This is a genomic window from Paenibacillus sp. FSL R7-0179 (assembly GCF_038002265.1).
Taxonomy (GTDB): Bacteria; Bacillota; Bacilli; order Paenibacillales; family Paenibacillaceae; genus Paenibacillus_AQ.
Map to the genome: position 1 here is coordinate 1,731,401 of NZ_JBBOCC010000001.1, position 18,812 is coordinate 1,750,212.

At 46.6% G+C, this 18,812-nt stretch carries 12 protein-coding genes; 8 read left to right on the plus strand and 4 right to left on the minus strand.

From position 1 onward, the window contains the following. Nucleotides 1-161 precede the first annotated feature (161 nt). From MKX63_RS07530 to MKX63_RS07540, 3 genes are all read left to right on the plus strand, one after another. On the plus strand, nucleotides 162-371 hold the full coding sequence (locus tag MKX63_RS07530) for a hypothetical protein (RefSeq protein WP_036721132.1): 210 nt from the start codon (nucleotides 162-164) through the stop codon (nucleotides 369-371). 131 nt (nucleotides 372-502) lie between these two features. Continuing rightward, complete coding sequence (locus tag MKX63_RS07535) at nucleotides 503-1,684, plus strand: S1C family serine protease (RefSeq protein ID WP_445323487.1); 1,182 nt, start codon at nucleotides 503-505, stop codon at nucleotides 1,682-1,684. Continuing rightward, entirely contained in the window at nucleotides 1,665-3,629 is a 1,965-nt protein-coding gene (locus MKX63_RS07540; RefSeq protein WP_341016310.1) for a stalk domain-containing protein, read from the plus strand. The genes MKX63_RS07535 and MKX63_RS07540 overlap by 20 nt, the downstream gene beginning before the upstream one ends. A gap of 93 nt (nucleotides 3,630-3,722) precedes the next feature. Here MKX63_RS07540 and rfbC read toward each other — a convergent pair whose 3' ends face one another. Both rfbC and rfbA read right to left on the minus strand, forming a co-directional pair. Continuing rightward, nucleotides 3,723-4,283: a dTDP-4-dehydrorhamnose 3,5-epimerase gene (gene rfbC / locus MKX63_RS07545; RefSeq protein ID WP_341016311.1), complete on the minus strand. Its 561-nt coding sequence runs from the start codon at nucleotides 4,281-4,283 to the stop codon at nucleotides 3,723-3,725. A 21-nt stretch (nucleotides 4,284-4,304) separates the two neighbouring features. Then, nucleotides 4,305-5,183 carry a glucose-1-phosphate thymidylyltransferase RfbA gene (rfbA, locus tag MKX63_RS07550; RefSeq protein WP_341016313.1) on the minus strand — a complete coding sequence of 293 codons (879 nt, stop codon included), beginning with the start codon at nucleotides 5,181-5,183 and terminating at the stop codon, nucleotides 4,305-4,307. Nucleotides 5,184-5,451: 268 nt separating this feature from the next. On the opposite strand from rfbA, the gene MKX63_RS07555 reads away from it, so the two are divergent. Next, nucleotides 5,452-7,977 (plus strand): DUF3656 domain-containing U32 family peptidase, encoded by a 2,526-nt coding sequence (locus tag MKX63_RS07555; RefSeq protein ID WP_341016315.1) that lies wholly within the window; start codon nucleotides 5,452-5,454, stop codon nucleotides 7,975-7,977. A gap of 182 nt (nucleotides 7,978-8,159) precedes the next feature. Here the strand turns inward: MKX63_RS07555 and MKX63_RS07560 are convergent, their stop codons facing one another. Next, a complete protein-coding gene (locus tag MKX63_RS07560; RefSeq protein ID WP_341016316.1) occupies nucleotides 8,160-8,993 on the minus strand; it encodes a hypothetical protein in 834 nt (277 codons plus the stop codon). Nucleotides 8,994-9,176: 183 nt separating this feature from the next. Between MKX63_RS07560 and galU the strand changes: the two genes are divergently transcribed. Continuing rightward, complete coding sequence (galU, locus tag MKX63_RS07565) at nucleotides 9,177-10,064, plus strand: UTP--glucose-1-phosphate uridylyltransferase GalU (protein ID WP_341016317.1); 888 nt, start codon at nucleotides 9,177-9,179, stop codon at nucleotides 10,062-10,064. A 49-nt stretch (nucleotides 10,065-10,113) separates the two neighbouring features. On the opposite strand, the gene MKX63_RS07570 is transcribed toward galU, so the two are convergent. Continuing rightward, complete coding sequence (locus tag MKX63_RS07570) at nucleotides 10,114-12,882, minus strand: O-antigen ligase family protein (RefSeq protein ID WP_341016319.1); 2,769 nt, start codon at nucleotides 12,880-12,882, stop codon at nucleotides 10,114-10,116. Between the two features lie 221 nt (nucleotides 12,883-13,103). On the opposite strand from MKX63_RS07570, the gene MKX63_RS07575 reads away from it, so the two are divergent. From MKX63_RS07575 to MKX63_RS07585, 3 genes are read left to right on the plus strand one after another with little or no spacing between them, the layout of a single operon-like run. Next, complete coding sequence (locus MKX63_RS07575; RefSeq protein ID WP_341016320.1) at nucleotides 13,104-14,468, plus strand: ABC transporter permease; 1,365 nt, start codon at nucleotides 13,104-13,106, stop codon at nucleotides 14,466-14,468. Nucleotides 14,469-14,493: 25 nt separating this feature from the next. After that, a complete protein-coding gene (locus MKX63_RS07580) occupies nucleotides 14,494-15,714 on the plus strand; it encodes an ABC transporter ATP-binding protein (RefSeq protein ID WP_341016321.1) in 1,221 nt (406 codons plus the stop codon). Nucleotides 15,715-15,746: 32 nt separating this feature from the next. Then, on the plus strand, nucleotides 15,747-18,809 hold the full coding sequence (locus MKX63_RS07585) for a glycosyltransferase (RefSeq protein WP_341016323.1): 3,063 nt from the start codon (nucleotides 15,747-15,749) through the stop codon (nucleotides 18,807-18,809). Nucleotides 18,810-18,812 lie beyond the last annotated feature (3 nt).

Below are 18,812 nucleotides of genomic sequence, written 5' to 3' on the forward strand. Positions count from 1 at the left end.
ATCGCCAATCCGAGGCGGAGTTTTGCCATGAGGAATATTTTTTGTGACAAATACGCCGTTTTTAAAATATTTCTATTGCGTGACGGAAATGGTAACGATAACATAGAAGGTGATATGGATTAGAGCAACTTGCTTGACAACACTCTCAGGGAGGGATTGCCATGCTGCTTGCAGAAGCTGCCGCGCAAGAACCGTCTAAATTTCATACCTTCGATGCGTTTATGATTGTATTCACGATCCTGATACTTATCGGTGTGGTCCGGCTGCTTAGAGCTCCGCAGAAGAACAAATTTGCCATCGGTTTTGCAGTGGTAAGCCTGCTGGTTTTTGTGGTATCCGATTATGCAATGATTATGAACTGGTTCAGCTAGAGTAAGGCACACATAACCTCAGAGGCAAGCTCATCTTAAAGACACCTTTACCGCCAGCGGCGATCCTAAAGGCGTCTTTTTTTAAAGATAAGAATTTATATGCTTCCAGCGCAGGAAAGAAGGGGAGAGCCATGGGAATGGGGAGGAGCGGGACAGCCCGGGGCAGGGTGGTACTGCTGGGCACGATGCTATGGGTATTGTCGGGATTCGTAAGTCCAGCCGGTGTTGTTCATGGGGCGGTCTACAGCGGGACAGTAGCGGCTGAGAGAGGCGCGGCTGTCAACGTAATGAAGGCCGGACAAGCAGGTATTGTGCAAAAGGAGAGCAAGGGGCAATGGAGCCAGCCCGCAGCAGCAGACCCGGTTCCGCAGATCATAAGCAGAGTCTCGCCGTCTGTTGTCGGCATTATCGGCAAAGCGGGCGGAGAAACCGGCGGGCCGGATGACCGCTACAATCTGACCCACGGCTCCGGCATTATCGTCAGAGCAGACGGATGGATCATTACCAATGCTCATGTGATGGCAGGGCTGGAGAAGGCGGTAGTGGTCACCTCAGACGGGACAAGCTATAACATCACAGATACATACTCGGATGAATTCAGTGATCTTGCATTGGTCAAAATCAAAGCCAAAGCCTTAAAGCCCGCAACCTTCGCGGGTAGCGCCGCCAATCTTCAGGTAGGAGAGAAGGTGATTGCGATTGGGACGCCGATCTCTTTTTCCTTGAGAAATTCGGCTACTGTAGGCGTAATCAGCGGTCTCAACCGTTCGGTGGATGCGGCGTACCGGCTGATCCAGAGCGATACGGCGATCAATCCCGGCAACAGCGGAGGACCGCTGGTCAATATGAAGGGGGAGGTACTCGGGGTCAACAGTATGAAGTTCGCAGCTGTGGGTGTGGAGAATATGGGCTTCTCGATTCCCGCAGATACGGTGAAGTACATCATGAATCAGCTGCTCCAATATGGAGAGGTGCGGCGTCCGAGCCTTGGAGTGGAGCTTGAGGAGAGCTGGCCCGTGATTGTCGGACTGCCGGGGCAGGAGCCCTTGACGGTGACAAAGGTGCTTACGGCAGAAGCACGCAAGGCAGGAATTACGGCGGGGGATGCACTGTACGCCATAGACGGACACCGGGTAACCTCACTTGTCGATGTTAATGAGTTATTCAGACAGTACAAGCCGGGGGCAGTGGTCAAGCTGCTGATGCAGAGTGACGGCGATATCGTGGCCAGAAGCCTTGTTCTTGGACAAGGTGATCCTCTGGTGAGCGCCGCTAAGACGGAGGAGGAGACCGATGATCAGACGACAGAGTGAGGAGGCGGCAGATACAGCCGTGCCGGGAAGCAGGGCGGGACAACTACGGCGCGGAGTGACTGTTATTGTAGTCCTTTTGTTGCTGCTCAGCCTATTTCCTGTGGGAAAGGCCCAGGCGGCGGAGGGTGCTCTGCTACAGCTTAGTCTTCAAGCGGGCAGTGCTTCTGCAACGGTTAACGGGAAGCCGGTCACGATCCCGAAGCCTTTTTCGGAGAATGGAACGCTGCTGGTCCCGCTGGGGATTTTCAAAAAAGCCTTCGGCAGCACCGTCTCCCTGCAAGGCGATGATGTGGTGAAGATTATGTACGGGCCGCATACCGGTGCGATGACGATAGGCAGTACGACTGCCTGGAAGGATGGCGTCAAAATCAAGCTCGCCGCGCCCCCGCGTATGGTATCCGGTGTGCTGATGGTGCCGCTGAGATTCGTGGCTGAAGTGCTCGGCGCGCGGATGGCTCCGGCGGAGGGTGGAGGAGTACTGGTTACGCTATCTTCTCCGGTAGCAGCAGTAGACGCTCTAGCGCAGAGCGGGATCGACAGTGACGCCGGCAAAACCCGGATCGGCAACAGTTATCTGGAGTGGAGCATGAACTATCCGCCAGGGCTGGTGGTAGGCGACAGCGGAGGGAATGAGAGCGTAGCGACTTTTACAAGTGCAGAGAACGGTTACTATCTGGAGGTGCATGCTTCGCCGCTGGCCGTTCCGCTTGATCCCGAAGGGCTGCTGGAGAATCTGGTCCGCTCTTCGGAAGAGGGCGGGGAGATTGTGCTCGACCGGGAGGCTGTGTCTAAGGCCAAGGTTCCTTACGCCCGGACTGTGAGCAAGGATTCGAGCGGCGCGCTCTGGGAGGGCAGGCAATATTATGCCGGAGGCAGGCTGTATGAGATCTATCTGACAGATGATAATGCAGCGAATTATAAGGACTTGGGCAAATACGCGGCGCTGCTGAATTCGTTTCAGCCCTCTTTTGACGCATCCGACCGGAGCATCCGCGATCTCTCCACCATCCGCAACGGCCTGCGCGCAGGCTACAACGATGATTACGGGATTGCACTTAAGGTCCCTGCCGACTGGAGTGCAGATGACCAGCAGCTCTACTATGCAGGCAAGCAAGGAAGTTATCTGCGTGTAAAAGTAAGCTCCGCCCCTGCGGGCTCCACGCTGGCAAGCTGGAACGAGGAACTGCGTTCTCAGCTCCGTGACACCTATGTGGCTGAGGCTTACACCTTGAAGGACAGCGTAGCGGGCAAGGTCTCCGGTGAGCCGGTGCTGATCAATGAGATCGGGCTTAACCCGGGCAGCGGGTGGAGCACCGAATACCAGATTTTGCTGCTGAAGAACGGGTACCGTTATTATTTTGAATATGTTGCGGCTTCCGGGCCGGGGCAGAGTAGTGATCAGGCGCGCTTCACAGAGGTGCTGAACTCGGTCGATATTGATTTTGCCCAGACCAAGAGCAACTTCGGACGCCTGGCGTCAGAGGATTATAACCAGCTCAGCCAGAATTCGGTCACCAAGATTTCCAAAACCTACGGCTATAAGCTTGAGATTCCGCGGCTCTGGAGCCCGGTTCAGGATCTGTTTGAGAGCCAGAGCGTGGAATACCGCTTCACCGGCGGCCGGTTCCAGCTCTACGCCAGCCCCGAGGTTACGCCGGAATATGCCATCGGCCAGCTGCAGAGCTATTACCAGAACACCAAGCAAGACCCTAAGGGACCACAGGTAAAAAGCGTCACAGAAACCACCTTCGCCGGTATGCCAGCCACGATACTCACTGTTGAGCAGACCAAGAGCGGCATCCCGGTGGGCACGAAGATCATCGTCTTCAGCCGCAATGATGTGGTTTATACGCTCACTGTCACACTGAACACCGCCAACGCCACGGCGAGCCAGCAGGCGGTGCTGGAGCGGGTGCTGGGGTCGTTTGGGTGGGTGGGGGAGTAGGGGGAGAATACGAGTAGGAGTATATGAAAAAAACCGTCCCAGCTGCTGATCAGCTGGGACGGTTTTTTTGTAACAAACGAATAATATTTTTACTTAAGCCTGATAAACAAAATTATGCTTTACATCCTTTAACAGCGGTGCTTGTTCATCCTTAGCAGACAGTACAGGAATTACATCGATCGGCCATTCAATGGCAATATCGGGGTCATTCCAAAGAATTCCGCCGTCACATTCGGGTGCGTACAGCTCATCGCATTTGTACTGGACCTCGACATCCTCCGTTAGTGTCATGAAGCCGTGGGCGAACCCTTTGGGGATGAGCAGCTGTTTCTTATTCTCGGCATTGAGTTCAATGCCATACCACTTGCCGTAGGAAGGACTGCCTTGACGGATATCCACAGCTACATCAAAGATCGAACCGCGTGTACACCGTACAAGCTTGGTCTGTGCCTTCGGGTTAAGCTGGAAGTGAAGCCCACGTAGAGTACCTTTTACAGCTGAATAAGACTGATTGTCTTGAACGAACTGATACCGAAGCTCTTGTTCATGGAATTTAGCCTCGCTGTAGGTCTCCATGAACCAGCCACGGTGGTCTCCGAGGACTGCCGGTTCAACGACAAGAACATCCTCCAGATGGGTTTTGATAAACTTCATTGTATCCACTCTTTCTATGGTTTAAAATTGGATTTTACCTGTAGCGACCTTAATTAAATATTGGCCGTATCCGGTCTTGCTCAGCTTATGCCCGCATTCCAGGAGATGTTCCTTGGTGATCCAGCCATTAATGAAAGCGATTTCTTCGGGTGCAGAGATTTTGATCCCTTGATGGTCTTCAATCGTTCTGACGAAGTTGGTGGCATCCACCAGACTCTGGTGGGTTCCGGTATCAAGCCAAGTAAATCCGCGTCCAAGCAGAGCAACATCCAGCTCACCCAGCTTCAGATAGGCTTCATTAATCGAAGTGATTTCCAGCTCACCGCGGTGCGACGGCTTGACTTCCTTAGCAATAGAAATTACCCGGTTGTCATAGAAATAAAGGCCGGTAACCGCATAATTGGATTTTGGATGCTCCGGTTTCTCTTCGATGCTGAGGACCTTGCCGTCTTCGTCAAATTCCACCACACCAAAACGTTCGGGATCGGGAACATGGTAGCCGAATACAGTCGCTCCGCTTGTTTTATCGGCAGCTTGTTTCAACATCCTAGTCATTCCATTGCCGTAATATATATTATCTCCGAGCACCATGGCTACGGAGTCTTTCCCGATGAAGTCTTCCCCCAGAATAAAAGCCTGCGCCAGCCCGTCAGGACTTGGCTGTACCTTGTATTGCAACGAGATTCCGAACTGGGAGCCGTCTCCGAGTAAATTTTCAAAGCGCGGTGTGTCTTCAGCGGTAGAGATGATAAGAATTTCTCGGATGCCTGCCAGCATTAATGTGGACAGCGGATAATAGATCATGGGTTTATCATAGACCGGCAGTAATTGTTTGCTGGTTACCATTGTGAGAGGGTATAGCCGGGTTCCGCTTCCTCCCGCAAGAATTATGCCTTTCATAACTGTTTCAACTCTCCTTTTGCTGCATATAAATTTTGGGAACGATGAGATCATTTACGTATTTATTCTTTTCTATTCATATTTTACGCTGGTTCTTCTTCATTTGTCTATTAAAGCGGGAGCTCCTGGCCTATTTTAAGATAGATCCCTAGGGAAAGCAAAATCCAAGTGTTTCTATTTTACTGGCAGACAGCTGTGATATTTGATACAATTAATAAGTTAAAAAGCTGTAAATGACCCGCCGAACAGGCGGTTTGGGAGGATATAAATGAAAGAGCAAGGAATACGCAGAGAAGACGTAGAGCTGCTGGCTCCGGCGGGAGATTGGGACTGTATGCGTGCAGCGGTGGCGAACGGGGCGGATGCTGTCTTTTTTGGCGTAGAGAAATTCAATGCACGGGCCAGAGCGAACAACTTCCGGATGGACGAGCTGCCGGAGATTATGGCGTTTCTGCACAGCTATGGAGTGAAGGGGTTCCTGACCTTTAATATACTGGTGTTCGAGAATGAGCTGCCGGATGCCAAGGGACTGATTGATGCCTGCGTGGACGCGGGTGTGGATGCCGTTATCGTTCAGGACCTGGGGCTGGTGCAGATGATCCGCGAGATCTCGCCGGACTTCCCGATTCACGGTTCTACTCAGATGACGATTACCTCGCCGGAAGCGGTGGAATTCACGAAGCCATGGGGGCTGGAACGCGTCGTACTCGGCCGTGAAAATAATCTGAAGCAGATCCGCACGATTGGCGAGCAAGCCCGCCTGCCGATGGAGGTATTCGTGCATGGTGCGCTCTGCGTGTCTTATTCGGGCCAGTGTCTGACCTCCGAGATGTGGGGCGGACGCTCCGCGAACCGCGGGGAATGCGCCCAGGCCTGCCGTCTGCCGTATGATCTGATGATTGACGGTGAAGTGAAGCCGATGGGCGATGTGACTTACCTGCTGTCGCCGAAGGATCTTGCCGCCATCGACCTGATGCCGGAGCTGATTGAAGCCGGAGTAACCTCGTTCAAGATCGAAGGCCGGCTCAAAACCCCGGAATATGTCGCTAATGTGGTCAGTAAGTATCGTAAGGCGATTGATAAGTATTTTGAAGGTAACTGGACGCCGACCTCGAAGGAAGACATGCGTGAGCTGCAACAGAGCTTCTCACGCGGGTTCACGAATGGTTTCCTTGAAGGCACTAATAATAAGAAGTTAGTCGATGGCACCTTCCCGAAAAGCCGCGGGGTGTACCTGGGCACCGTGGAACAGATCCTGCGCGATGGTGTAGTCTGCCGCATTCATGCTCCGCTTAAGCGCGGAGACGGCATTGTGTTCGATGCCGGAGATCCGACGAAGAAGGAAGAGGGCGGCCGAGTCTATGATCTGCGGCGCAAGGGCGTCAAGCTGGAGGGTGAGGCCGGAGAAGGCTGGATTATTGACATCGTTCCTGGCCGTAATGACGTCGATCTGCGCCGTCTGCATGTGGGGGACCGCATCTGGAAGACAAACGACCCGGCGCTCGACAAGGCGCTGCGCCAGTCCTACGAGACCGAGAAGCCGTACCGGGTATTCCCGGTTCATGTGCGGGTACAGGGCTGCGCAGGCGAGAAGCTGACGACCTGGTGGACAGACGTTCAGAAGAACGTCACTGTCCGTGTGGATTCGGAGCTCGCGCTGGAGACAGCGCAGAAGCGTCCGATGGATACCGCGCTGCTGGAAGAACAATTCGGCCGCCTGGGCGGGACCCTGTTCCAGCTTGAAGCGCTGGAGTCGCATCTGCAAGGCGACGTGATCGTGCCCATGCGCGAGCTGAACAGCATCCGCCGCCAGGCGGTGGAGCTGCTTGCGGGCGAGCGCCCTAAGCCTCCCGTGTATGTGAAACGGGAGGTAGAGGTCTACGGCGGCGCCTCCCGCAGGGGCGCCGCAGCGGTTGTGGGTCGCGGTGAAGCTGAGCTCACCGCGCTGTGCCGCAGCCTGCCGCAGGTGCAGGCTGCGCTCGAAGCCGGCGTAACGAATATATACGCCGATTTCGAGTTCATCAAGCAGTTCCCGGCGGCAGTAGACGCTGTGCGGGCTGCTGGGGCCAGCATTGCGCTGGCCACCCCGCGCATCCATATGCCGAACGAGAACGGCTACCATGCCAACATCCTGCGGCTGCAGCCGGATGCTGTGCTGGTCCGCAACACGGGTGCGCTGTATTATTACCTGCGCCACCGCAGGGAGCACCCGGAGGCTGCGCATCCCCGGCTGATCGGCGATTTCTCACTGAATATCGCCAATCACCGGGCAGTGGATCTGTTCCTGGACGCCGGCCTCGACAAGGTGACACCATCGTATGACCTGAACATTCAGCAGATGGTGGATCTGCTCGGGCACAGCGACACCTCCCGCATGGAGGTCGTCATTCACCAGCATCTGCCGATGTTCCATACAGAGCACTGCGTCTACTGTACCTTTATGAGTGAAGGCACGGACTACACCAACTGCGGCCGTCCTTGTGAGGAGCAGCGGGCCTCGCTGCAGGACCGGATCGGCATGTCCCATCCCGTCCGAGTGGACGAAGGCTGCCGCAATACCGTCTATAACGCGGTAGAGCAGTCGGGCGCTGAATACCTCAATAACTTCCGTGAGTTAGGCGTAGCTTCTTTCCGTGTAGAGTTCCTGGAGGAAACTCCAGAGCAGGTAGCAGAGGTCATTAATCTCTACAGCCGCGCACTGCGTGGCGAAATCTCCGGTACCCAGGTTTGGAAAAGCCTGAAGGCTACTAACCAGCTCGGGGTAACCCGTGGGCAGTTGGTGAATGCGAAGTAAATAAATCAGGCCCAACCCCAAGAGGGCTGATTTCGTGTGTTTCACGCACATAACCGGCTAAGGCCATAATAAAAGGCCCGGCAGAAGCCGGAGCCATCCAACCAGATGGCTCCGCTATTCTTCCGGGTCCTTTTTTTGCATCCTGGCCCCATTCCACTAATGCTTATACCCAAATACATCTCTCACAACGGGAACAGCTCCGGCCAGATATCCAGCTTTTCACCGCAGGCTGGACAGTTTACATGGCCGCACAGATAGGGAAGTTGCTCCAGCAGTTGACCGTTCTTGATGGTATAAGCTGCTTGCCACAGGCGTGCTAACGGGCTGTCTTCCGGCCGGACACTGCCAATCTCGGAAGGCGTAATAGCTTGACCATTCTCCTTGCCGTTGAACACCGGATCGTCTGAATAGGCGGTCATACCGGGGCTGTTCTCATTTGGCCAAATATACATTTCCTCATAACAGTTCGGGCATCCGACCATGTATTCATCGCCTTCCGAATAGATCAACAATATACCCGCTACTGCCCGATCTCCCCGGTAAGCAGCATCTGCGGCTAGGATGTATCGTTTCTCCTGATCATCCTTTTGAGCCCCCTCCGCATAGCGAAAGATCTCTTCTGACAGCATGCCCAGTTGTTCAACGGCAGTTAGGTAGGCCGTATAAATCTCTTGAACAAGCTCCTCAGCAAGCGGCGGGTTCTGATGTGCAAATTCAGCAGGAAGATTTCCGCTGTGGACTGTCAACTGATTTGCCACGAAGATCCCGCAGCTCGCATAGATATCCATTCGAACTTCGGGATCATCCGACTCCCTGGCAAGCTGCGACAAATAAGGCAAAGCAGCATAAGTAATGCTGTAAATCGAGTCCTGATGGAACAGATGCTCCCAGTAGAGCTCATCTTTAACCTCTGCGGTGTAGTCCTCCTGCAACTGTTGCAGCAAGCCAGGGACCGCTTCGGACGAACCAAAAGGACCGTGAAGCTGTTGCCACACCGGACTGGATAATTCTAACATGGCTATCCTCCTCTACAAAATACTTGTTATAGTGCTGTTATATCAACATCCAATGAGACCGTCAACGCCGGGTGTACACCCGGAACGATCGTCCCTATTTGTCCCTGCCTTAGTATACTGCCCAAAATCAGCAGGAACTGTTATAATTGAGATTATGAGTATATCTGTTAAAGGAGCCATGAGATGAAGATCCGTAAAGCGATTATTCCCGCTGCCGGTCTGGGAACCCGCTTCCTGCCTGCGACCAAAGCGATGCCCAAGGAAATGCTGCCCATCGTAGACAAACCAACGATTCAATATATTGTGGAGGAGGCGGTAGCTTCCGGGATCGAAGATATTATTATTGTGACAGGTAAAGGCAAGCGTGCAATCGAAGACCATTTCGATAATTCATTCGAACTGGAATTCAATCTGGCAGAGAAGCAGAAGTGGGAGCTGCTGGAATCGGTGCGCAAATCCTCCGAGATGGCCGACATCCACTACATTCGTCAAAAAGAACCGCGCGGTCTCGGACATGCTATCTGGTGTGCACGGAAGTTCATCGGTAACGAGCCCTTCGCCGTCCTGCTGGGGGATGACATCGTGGAGTCGAACAAGCCTTGCCTGAAGCAGATGATCGAAGTATACGATCAATACAGATCATCCATTGTTGGTGTGCAGCCTGTGCCTTGGGAAGAGGTGTCCCGCTACGGGGTAGTGGACAGTTCTGAAATAGCAGAACGTGTCTACAGAGCCAACCGGCTTGTAGAAAAACCAAAGCGTGAGGACGCTCCATCCAACCTCGCAATCCTGGGAAGGTATATCCTGACTCCGCGTATCTTTGATATGCTTGGCGAACAGCAGGTAGGTGTAGGTGGCGAGATTCAGCTTACAGATGCGATTTCCCGTTTAAGCGAAGTAGAGCGGATTATTGCTTATGACTTTGAAGGCAGACGGCATGACGTCGGCGAGAAGATGGGTTTCATCCAAACGACCATTCATTATGCGCTTCAGCATGAAGAGCTTAAGGAAGGGCTGTTGGAGTATTTGAAGGAAGTTATTGAGCAGGAAGAACGGCTGTATACCAAATAATATATAAAAAGCGAACCACTGTACTCAGACAGTAGTTCGCTTTTTTAAATTATTGAAGGTCCTTAAAGTTGGTATTAACAATCTCATTTATCCGATCAGCTTCTGCAGGATCAGCTGCAATCAGTTTTCCGTAGACCACCTGATCTTGGTCGCTTCCTGATTTTGCAAGTGCCGCTAGGTACCAACGTGCAATCTCACGATTATTTGGATCACTGTAATCCTCACCCAATCCAGACTTTAGGGTAGATATGGCCGTCTGTAGTGCTGGAGCCTGCTCTTGTGCAGACATTACTTGGATTTTTCCAGCATTGAGCGTAATAGCAAGTGGAATATTTTTCGCTTGCAGATCTGAGCTTATTTGTCTGTAGGCTATCTGTCCGATCTCCAAATGCAGTGTCTTATCGGCATCATTCTTCTGAGTATACGCCTGTTGAGCCAAGTCATATGCGCGAGTAATTAGCAAGCTATACCAGTTGGTATCCCAGAGACTTGCGCTATTAATGACATCAGAGTACTGATCGTTGAAGCCCATTTTCAAGGCAGCGGCTGCAGCTTCATTATTGCCTGTAAGTAACTGAAGTCTGCCAGCGTTCAATGCCATCGTAGGTGTAACAGAGAACGGACGGCCCTGCAATTGCTCAGGCGGCAAGGTTTTCAAATGCTCCACGCCATCCACAACATGCTTATACGCATCCAGGCCGGTCGTGAGGTATTCTTGTTTCTTGGCTTCATCCTTCTGCTCAGTAGCTGCTGCAGCAAGTGTCTGAGCGCGGTTAATTAATGACTCATACCAGGTGATATCCCAGTTGAATTTGTAGGCATTGTCGCTGTATACTGCTAACGCCATGTCAGGTTGGCCCTTCAGATCGTAATAGCTGGCCAGTTGATTCAATAGATTTTTATTGTAAGGCTCATCTTTCAAAGCACGCGTCAACACAGTGGATACTTCAGCCAGATACTGCTCATCTTGAGTTTGCTTGAATACCTGCATGTCAAGAGAGGACAAGTATAATGCTGCTTCCGGATGGTATGGACGGGCATCTAATGCTTTGACCAACGGAGTTTTGATCTCCTCATAGGAAGTACTCACAGAAACTAAGTTTTTGCCCTTGAGTGCAGCATTGCTGGACCCGATGTAGCTGCTCGACAGGAACAGCAGGAATATTGTGCCGATGGTCAGAACAGCCATGTATCCCATCCGAATGCCGGCTTTATTCCAGTTCTGACGGAGCGGTTTGTTATCCATTACAGCACCCATACCAGCCAGACCGATGAACACTAGAATACCCATGAACGCGTAACTCATATTAAAGTCCAGCAGACTGTGTACAAGGATAGACAGCGCAATAATGTAGAAGAAGAAGCCGTTATTGAACTCATCCTTGTCACGCTTCAGGTAAGCACGGATATATTTGTAGAAAATAAATCCGATAAAGCCCATAAACACAATGAACCCGACAATGCCGACTTCAATCAAATACTGCAGGAAGAAGTTATGGACCTGACGGCTCACATAAGGATTGTTCTGGTATTCTTCATATAAAGCAGACCAGCCGCCCCCACCCGATCCGAGAATCGGATAATCCTTCACTACTTTCATGGCATCCTTATAGAAAGTAAAGCGTTCGAGTACACTGTGCTGCTTGAAGTTGATGTTCTCCAGCCGCGTCTCGATATTATCCGGTAAAACACTTTTCAAGCCTGTCCCAATCAGCAGGAAAGCAACAACAGCTACAGCCACGATTGATCCGAGTGGAATCCATAGTCCTGTGAATTTGCGTGTTTCCGAGCCGCCGAGCTTCCCATGCAGCCACGGTGCAACATAACGTTGAATCAACCATCCCAGAGCAGCAACCACTGCCGAGGCTCCGATCAGATAGGCCCAGGCTTTAAGTGCTGCTGATGAGGTATAAGCCGTATTTAACTCTGTGCCAAGTGTTGTTAGCGGGTTGGTAACCAGCAGAGCCGCCAGGCCAGATAGCGCAAGATGAATAATCCAGAGAATCTGCTGCGCAGGCTTCAAGAACAGCAGGAGCAGGATGAACACTACCGGCAGCATGACAAGTCCCCCACGGGATAAGGTCAGCAGCAGAGATACAATAATCGGTACCAGCATGAAGCTGTGTGTCAGCGTACCGTACCACTTTTTGGAGCGGACCAGAGCATACACCGCTACGAACAGGAAGGCCATGAGGAAGGCTGCATAAGTATTGGCATATTGGAAAATGGAGGTCAGACGCAGCCCGTTAGAATCCGTCATGACTGCATCCAAGTATTTACCATTACCCACCGTGTTGGAGAACCAGCCCACCAACCCACCGGCGAATTTCCAGCTGCCAAGCCAGTTCAGCAGACCGAAACCGACGATGAAATAAGCAATCGCCAGAATGGCATTTTGAATGACAACATTTAGTTGCTTTTGCTGGAGCAAATATAACGCTATAATGAATATTGCGACATACATGCTCTGAACAAACAGCAGGTTCATCGCCATATAATGCGAAGCAGCGCCAATAAGCGACAACGCATAAGTAGCAGGTAGCAGCAGCGAGGCCATAGCCAGCAGATCACGCTGTCCCTCCAGCTTGTACTTCGTGAAGTACAAGCCTACCCACACCAGCAGCAATAGGCTACTGAGCAGCGAAGACAGATAGATCGGCTTTTCGAAGTCAATCTGCTGCCCATTAAATAATCCCACTTGAAACGGAGCCCAGACCAAAAAAACAATGAACCCTATCGCTAACGCCCATATGTAACTGGATATCTTTTCAACATTTCTCGACTGAACCGCATTTTTACCGTATACTGGTTTCGACACGTTTTTAATCTCCTTTTTCGAAAATACAAAAGCTAAGAGTTATTTTAGCATATTTTTATTGATATCGTCTTCCTAATACCATTAGCAACGCATTTTAATAATGAAAATAAGATTACTTGGCCTATGCCTATGTTCACTTATTGAACATAGTGTATGGGCTCATTTTCTGAAGTAAGTCTCTTGGTGAGTAAAAGTAAATGGATGAAAGGAACGTTATATTGATGAATCGCAAAAAAATAGTCTTTGTTTTATTATTTATAATTTTTTCATTTATTATGTTTGGTTTTGTGAGAAATTATCAATCTGATAGTGCGAAAATTAATATAAGCTTTCAAGTTAAGTCAGATGTCGCAGATGATTACCAGTTGTTTTACTTAACTAATTCTGAAGAGAAATGGTCTGAAGAGAAGTCCGTCCATATTCCATACGTAAAAACTCTTGAATGGGTGAATATGGAGGTAGAATTACCTAAAAACGCAACCAACGTACGACTCGATTTTGGTACTAAGGCTACAACGTTGAATATGAAAAATTTGGTTGTTAGTGGAAATATAAATGTGAAGATGGATTTGCAAAACTTAGCATACGATGAAAATCAATTAGAAACTTCGTCTAAAAATGAAACATCTTTATCGCTCATAACCCAGGGGGGAGACCCATATATCGCTTTCTCGATTAAATCTGTAATTGATGAGAGTTTACAAGGGACATCTTTAATTAAAAATATAATTAATATTTTTGTGAGTTGTTTAGTAGGGCTTTTAATAAGCTTTGTCTGTTTAACTATTAAAGACGTATTACACTTCATAAAAATGAATTATTTAGGTAGAAGTATGGTGATGAATTTAGCGAGAAATGATTTCAAAACTAAGTATGCCTCATCATATCTTGGAGTAACATGGGGATTTATTCAACCATTGATGACAATTGCCACATATTGGTTCGTATTTCAGGTAGGGTTGAGAAGTGGGAATGTTTCAGAAATGCCATTTATTCTTTGGTTCTTGGTTGCAATAGTACCTTGGTTCTTCTTCTCAGAGGCATTTTCTAGTGCGACGAATGTATTCTCCGAATATAGTTATCTCGTCAAAAAGGTCGTATTTAAAATTGAATTGTTGCCTATGGTTAAGATTACATCTGCCTTTTTTGTTCATATTTTCTTTTTAATCTTTATTTTTATAATTTATAGCGTTTACGGATATTTCCCTTCAATATTTAATCTTCAAATCATCTATTATGTATTTTGTTCTATTGTATTAGTGATTTCAATCAGTATCTTTAGTTCTGCGTTAGTTCTGTTTTTTAAAGATTTAAATCAAATTATAATGATTGTACTACAAATGGGCTTTTGGTTTACACCTATAGGATGGTCTTATACTATGTTACCCTCCGCATGGTTATTTATTTTTAAGCTTAATCCGATGTTTTACATTGTAGAGGGTTTTAGAGATAGCTTTATTTCACATATAGCATTTTATAATCATCCTTATCAGACTTTTTATTTCTGGTTATTCTGTTTTGCAGCTCTTGGTGCAGGTATTAAAACCTTTGGGAAATTAAAACCCCATTTTGCGGATGTCATATAAGAAGAGGGGTTAGAAAATGGGAATCATGATTGAAGTTAAGGATGTTGTAAAAACATATAAGCTTTATAAAAAGCCTACAGATCGTCTTAAAGAGTCGGTATTTCCTAATAGAAAGCAGTATCATGAAAATTTTAATGCTTTAAATGGAATTTCTTTTGAAATCAATAAAGGAGATGCTCTCGGTATTTTGGGTAGAAACGGTTCGGGGAAATCGACTTTGTTAAAGCTGATAACTGGAGTATTATCTGCAACTAGCGGCACCATCCAAGTTAATGGAAGAATGTCTGCAATTCTCGAATTAGGAGCGGGCTTTAACCCAGAATATACAGGTAGAGAGAACATATATCTTAATGGTCTGATGATTGGTCTAAGCAGAAACGAAATTGATAAAAAAATGGATGGAATTATAGACTTTGCTGACATTGGATCATTTATTGATCAACCAGTAAAAATATATTCTAGCGGTATGTTTGCGAGATTAGCGTTTGCTGTGGCTATCAATGTTGATCCGGATATTCTAATAGTTGATGAGGCATTGGCAGTTGGGGATGTGCGTTTTCAAATGAAGTGTATTGAAAAAATGAAAGAGCTTAAGGCAGGCGGAACGACTATCCTTTTTGTATCTCATGCTACGGAACAAGTGAAAAGATTCTGTAACAGAGCTGTCTGGTTGAAAGATGGAGAGGTTAAAGCAATCGGAGAGTCCAGTGAAATTGTCGATATGTACGAGGACTATATGAAATATAATAGCGAAAGCGAAGATTTTGAGAGTAGTAACACGAATATAAATGATACTGAATTTGAAGGGGATATTGATGAGGAGATGATTTTCCCTAATAATCCCGATATTGTAGCTTCAGTTTCTAAAGTCAATATCAACGGAAATAAATTTAAAACTTTTGATCAGGTGGAAGTACAAGTAGAATATGAAATATATGACAAGGTAATCCAAGGATTATTGCTTGGCGTTGCGTTGTATACTCCTGACAGAGAATATATTTTTGGACCTAATACTTACCTGGAAAAAGTAGAAGTACCCAATACTTTGGGGCGGCACAGGGTGAAGTATATAATTCCTAAGTTGCCATTACTTGGGGGTACCTACGATATCGATGTGGGTCTATTTAATAATGAAGGTATAGTATGTTTAGATTATAAGCAGGAAGTAGTCAGTTTTACAGTTGTAAATAAATACTTTTCAGAAGGTCTTATTTATATTGAACATGGTTGGGAAATTTTAAAATAAATTCACAGTACTTAGAATTGGAGTTGTTATTGATGATAGTACCATTCGACCAATACCAGCGATATATGCATACTTCTGATTTAATAAATACTGTTCGCGAAGCTGGACAAGTTTTTTCGATTTTGGAGGTAGGGGCTAACGAACATAAAAATCTTGAGAAATTTCTTCAAGATGATGTTCTTACTTATTTAGATATTGTTGTTCCAGAACATTTGAAGCAAGATCCGTCGTACATTGAAGGGGATGCGACTAATATGCCCCTTGGGGACAACGAATTTGATTTTATTGTAGCACTAGATGTGTTTGAACATATCAGCGGTCCTCTTAGAAACACTTTCGTTTCAGAGCTTATGAGAGTTTCCAAATATGGCTTCATTCTAGCGGCACCGTTTAATACTACGGGTGTTGAAGAAGCGGAAATAAGAGCTAATAAATTTTTTGAAACCATGTATGGATTTAATTACCAATGGCTTGAAGAACACCGTGAAAATGGGCTCCCAGAGATAGGGGAATTGATAGATTATTTAAATGTTAGTCACATGCCGTATCTTAACTTTTCACATGGTAGTCTAAAAGTATGGGAAAAAATGATTAAAATCCATTTTTTGGCTGCTGGAAGAACTTCTCTATATGACTATCGGGCAACTATTGACGATTACTATAATAACTATATATATAATGCGGACTACGGAGAACCGTGCTATCGTAATTTTTTCTTTGTGTCCAAAAGTAAGGGGTTATTGGATAAGGCAACAGCTTTTGTAAGCGGACGAAGCACACGTGGACTTGATTCCGATTTGTATGAAAAGCTAACTCAACTCGAAATGGATTTGGTTAATTTAAGCAGTTTCGATTTGATTCATAATGAGTATGCAGCAAAGAATGAAGGAATTCTTCAAAAGGATCTGCAAATAAATAATCTTAATAATGAATTGACAACTCAGGTGCAGAAAACAGAGGAATTAAATAAAGTAGTTGAGCAACTGGGGATTGAATTAACTAATTCAATTCATAAACAAAAAGAACTTTTATACGAGAATGACTCTTTAAAAGTTGAAAATGAGAACAACTCAAAACAACTTGCCTTAAATATAGATGCTGTGGAAAAGGACAGAGCTAGCTTAAAGGAAGAACTCTTTAATCTGAAGCAGGAATTGGAAAGATCTTTACGAGAATTAGAATCTTCACAGCAAGCATTAGTAATTAAGGATGAATATATTAGCCAACTGGAGCATGTTGCGCAGCAGTTGCGTATGAAAAATAGAATAAAAAAAATGGTGCCTAAAGCTATTCGTAAAAAGGCCAGATTAAGCATGAACATAATTAAAAAGCTGAAGAATAATCCTGCACTGGCTAAAAAAGGCCTTCAAGAGGTCCGTCATAATGGCTTACGTTCGCTCAATAATAAAATTCAGTCTGTAATGACTGTTGGAGAGCTAACATCAGATTATGTAACTCACGATATCAGCTTTGATGATTCTGAGCTTATGAAATCTGAGATTGATCTGTTTTTCAAGAAGCCGCTAATTTCTCTAGTCATTCCTGTATACAATGTGGCTCCTAAATGGTTAGATATAGCCATCAAATCTGTTAAAGATCAAATTTATCCTCATTGGGAAATCTGTATAGTAGATGATTGCTCTACCAATAAAGAAACTCTTCAGTATTTGGAGAGCATTAGAGATTCGCGTATTAAAATAATGAGATTAGATGAAAATTCAGGAATATCAGATGCTTCTAACAAGGCTGTTTCCATTGGAAAAGGCGAATATATAGCACTGTTGGACAATGACGATGAAATTGCTACAAATGCATTATTTGAAGTTGTTAAAGCGATTAACGAGTTCGACGCAGATATTATGTATTCCGATGAAGATAAAGTGGACATTCATGGAGTTAAGAAAAACCCACTACACAAACCTGATTGGTCTCCAGATTTATTGAGATCTCAAATGTACATCGGACATTTCCTTGTATTTAAAAGAGAGTTGTTTGAAAAGGTTGGAGGTTTTAGGACAGCGTTTAATGGAAGTCAGGATTATGATCTGGTTTTAAGAATGAGCGAATGTGCTCAGAGGATTCATCATATTCCAAAAGTACTATATTCTTGGAGGGAACTTGAAACATCTACAGCAGCGAATCCATACTCCAAACCTTATGCGCATACTGCTGGTCTTGCGGCATTAAATGAACATCTGACAAGAGTTTATGGTGATGGGAATGCTTACGCTACAGAAGATGATCATCTCTTTGTATATGATAGCAGATATAGAACCGATTCCGTAAAAGTGAGCATTATTATTCCTACCAAGGATAAGGTTGAACTATTAGAACCATGTATCTCAAGTATTCTGCAAAAGACTACCTACGCTGATTATGAAATTCTAATTATTAACAATAACTCTGTTGAAAAAGAAACATTTGAATGGTTTGAGCAGCAAAAATCAAGATCTGTCGTACGTATCATTGATGCTAACTATGAGTTCAATTGGTCAAAACTTAACAACCATGGGATAAGAGAAGCTAGTGGTGATGTATATGTCTTTTTGAATAATGATACTTTAATTATTAGTGAGGACTGGCTACAACGCTTAATGGAAAAGGCTCTGCGTGAGGATGTCGGGACAGTCGGGGGCCTGCTGCTTTATGAAGACAATACAATTCAACATGCAGGGGTAGTAATTGGCTTAGGGGGTTGGGCAGATCATATATTTAAAGGGATGAAACCTAACCATTTCGGATCTCCGTATGTATCTCCAATGGTTACAAGAAATGTGACAGCTTCGACAGGAGCATGCCTTGCAATTTCCAAAAGAACATTGGATAAAATCGGGTTGTTTAATGAGGAATTTATAATTTGCGGAAGTGATGTTGAGATCTCATTACGCTCAATCGAACACGGGCTTGTCAATATATATGATCCTCATGTTAGATTGTATCACTTAGAGTCTAAGTCGCGATCATCATATATTCCTCCGATTGATTTTGAATTGTCTAAGTTTTTCTATGGACCGTATCTAGAAAAAGGGGACCCATACTATAATAGGAACCTGAGTTTAAGCAGCGTTGCACCAAAGTTAGCTCAAGGAGAATGATAA

What these genes read in the sequence shown, in the direction of transcription:
- MKX63_RS07530 (WP_036721132.1), top strand. Translation starts at nt 162, where the DNA reads ATGCTGCTTGCAGAAGCTGCCGCGCAAGAACCGTCTAAATTTCATACC.
- MKX63_RS07535 (WP_445323487.1), top strand. Translation starts at nt 503, where the DNA reads ATGGGAATGGGGAGGAGCGGGACAGCCCGGGGCAGGGTGGTACTGCTG.
- MKX63_RS07540 (WP_341016310.1), top strand. Translation starts at nt 1,665, where the DNA reads ATGATCAGACGACAGAGTGAGGAGGCGGCAGATACAGCCGTGCCGGGA.
- rfbC (WP_341016311.1), bottom strand. Translation starts at nt 4,283, where the DNA reads ATGAAGTTTATCAAAACCCATCTGGAGGATGTTCTTGTCGTTGAACCG.
- rfbA (WP_341016313.1), bottom strand. Translation starts at nt 5,183, where the DNA reads ATGAAAGGCATAATTCTTGCGGGAGGAAGCGGAACCCGGCTATACCCT.
- MKX63_RS07555 (WP_341016315.1), top strand. Translation starts at nt 5,452, where the DNA reads ATGAAAGAGCAAGGAATACGCAGAGAAGACGTAGAGCTGCTGGCTCCG.
- MKX63_RS07560 (WP_341016316.1), bottom strand. Translation starts at nt 8,993, where the DNA reads ATGTTAGAATTATCCAGTCCGGTGTGGCAACAGCTTCACGGTCCTTTT.
- galU (WP_341016317.1), top strand. Translation starts at nt 9,177, where the DNA reads ATGAAGATCCGTAAAGCGATTATTCCCGCTGCCGGTCTGGGAACCCGC.
- MKX63_RS07575 (WP_341016320.1), top strand. Translation starts at nt 13,104, where the DNA reads ATGAATCGCAAAAAAATAGTCTTTGTTTTATTATTTATAATTTTTTCA.
- MKX63_RS07580 (WP_341016321.1), top strand. Translation starts at nt 14,494, where the DNA reads ATGATTGAAGTTAAGGATGTTGTAAAAACATATAAGCTTTATAAAAAG.
- MKX63_RS07585 (WP_341016323.1), top strand. Translation starts at nt 15,747, where the DNA reads ATGATAGTACCATTCGACCAATACCAGCGATATATGCATACTTCTGAT.